This is a genomic window from Brachyspira pilosicoli, assembly GCF_019402445.1.
GTDB classification, from domain to species: Bacteria; Spirochaetota; Brachyspiria; order Brachyspirales; family Brachyspiraceae; genus Brachyspira; species Brachyspira pilosicoli_B.
This window is the reverse complement of the sequence record NZ_SRZM01000398.1, coordinates 1-2,136: the sequence shown is the minus strand read 5'-3', so window position 1 is coordinate 2,136 and position 2,136 is coordinate 1. Positions and strand designations below refer to the sequence as shown.

The following is a 2,136-nucleotide window of genomic DNA, read 5'->3' as shown; positions in this document are numbered from 1 at the left end:
AGTTTGCATTGTATTTAATAATATATTATATAAATGAGGGAGGCTTTCAAAGTTGTATATATTTATTTCATCATAATTAATTTTTATTTGTTTATTTTTTATTGCATTAATAAAATATTTAAATGCATCAAATTCATCAATAGCATTAATTGAAGTATTTTTAAGTTTATATATTTCTATTATTTTATTTATATCTTTTAAGTGTTCATTATTAAAAATTATTTTTTCATTGCACATCAATTCTGCAAAACTAATCTCTTCCAAAAAAGAGTATAAACTTGAAGCTAATTGATAAGTGATAACTTGTTTAGAAAGTATTGAGTTTTTATTTTTTTGTGTGAATTCATTTATAGCAGAATGCATATTGACTATTGCAATTGCTTTTTCTAACATACAAACATCATTTTTTATTGCATATTTTTTTAGAAAGCTATCTATATTGTTTTTATAAAATTCATATATTGTTTTATAATTTGTGATATCAAGGCTATAATATTCGCCATTTTCTTTAATAAGATAATTGTCTCTTGCTTTAGAGTTTGGAAAGAGAAATAATTTATTCATGCTATAAAATATCCATAATGCTTATTTTTAAAAAATAATAAACTAAAATAGTATTTAATCAAGCATTTAAGTTAATATAAAAAAGTAGCATCTCCATAAGAGAAGAAATGATAATTATTTTCTACAGCAATTTTGTATGCATTCATGATATTATCATAACCAGCAAAAGCACTCACCATAGCAAGAAGAGTAGAGTGCGGGGTGTGGAAGTTTGTAATGAGAGCATCTATGCATTTAAACTTATATGGAGGATATATAAAAATATTTGTAGAGCCTTCTAATCTATTAAAATTAAAATCATTATATTCACTTTCCAAAACTCTTGCAACAGTTGTACCACATGACACTATTCTTTTACCATCTTTTTTAGCATTTATTATTATACTAGCGGTTTCTTTTGGTATAGAAAATTTCTCTTCATGCATAACATGTTTTTTTAAATCTTCTTCTTTTATAGGGTTAAAAGTAGAAAAACCAACATGCAAAGTAACATAGCAAATTGCAACACCAAGAGATTTAATTTTTTCTAAAAGCTCTTTAGTAAAATGAAGCCCTGAAGTGGGGGATGCAATACTTCCCTCATTTTTAGCATATACATTTTGATAGAACTCTTTGTCTTTATCATTATATTCTTCTTCGCCTTTTTTCTTTCTGCTTTGTATTATATATGGAGGAAGAGGTATTTTACCGATTGCATCTAATATATTTGAAGTAAGTGGTTTTGAGAACTTTATTAATTTTGTTGATATATTATCTTTTATTATAGAAGCTTCTATTATTCCAATGTTTTCTATATGGCTATAATCTAAATATAATATATCATTTTCTTTTATATTTTTTCCTTTTATTAAGCATTCCCATAAATCTTCGCTATTGTTGAATTTATTTAGAAGAAGTATTTCTGCATTTCCGCCTGTATTTTTTTTGGCGTATATTCTTGCTGGTATTACTTTACTGTCATTAAGAACCAATATATCATCTTTATTTAGATAATTAATAATATCTGAGAAAATTTTATGTTCTACTTTTCCTGTGTTTTTATTAATTGTCATTAACTTGCAATGGTCTCTTTCATAATTTGGAGTAGTAGCTATTAAATTTTCTGGCAAATAAAAATTATAAGTTTCTCTATTTAAATAATCTATCATAAAAATATTTCTCTTTTGTAAAAAATTATACTAAAAATTTTTAAGTTTGTCAAAAATTAGTTTTTATGTTTTAGTTGTTTGCAGGGCTTTGTCCTCCAGTCTTTTGCCGATAGACCTACTCGGTATTGGTATAAAAGAACCTTATATCCTTCGTATACGTTTTGCGAAGAACTGCATTTTTATACTAAAATGCATATATTATATTATGCTTTACACATATTCCAAACATATAAAGCTAAAGTACTTGCGTTTTTTGCAACTTTTTGACTAAGTCCGCACCGCGAGAGCGACAAAAAAGTTGAATAAAACAAAAACTTACATTATAAAATATAGTAGTTTATAAATATACACTAAAAAAATTTTAAGTTTTTTATTTGCGGTGGCTTTGACCCCGCACCCCCACTTCTTTTGTTGCCACAAAGAA

General features: G+C 25.6%; 1 protein-coding gene and 1 pseudogene. Both read right to left on the bottom strand.

All coding sequences use genetic code 11. The features are described 5' to 3' along the window. Positions 1–564: pseudogene (locus E6A48_RS11335) on the bottom strand (PD-(D/E)XK nuclease family protein); the annotation flags it as partial. 71 nt (positions 565–635) lie between these two features. Further along, positions 636–1,712, bottom strand: a complete 1,077-nt coding sequence (gene queA / locus E6A48_RS11330) for a tRNA preQ1(34) S-adenosylmethionine ribosyltransferase-isomerase QueA (protein WP_219710413.1) — start codon at positions 1,710–1,712, stop codon at positions 636–638. Positions 1,713–2,136: the final 424 nt, after the last annotated feature.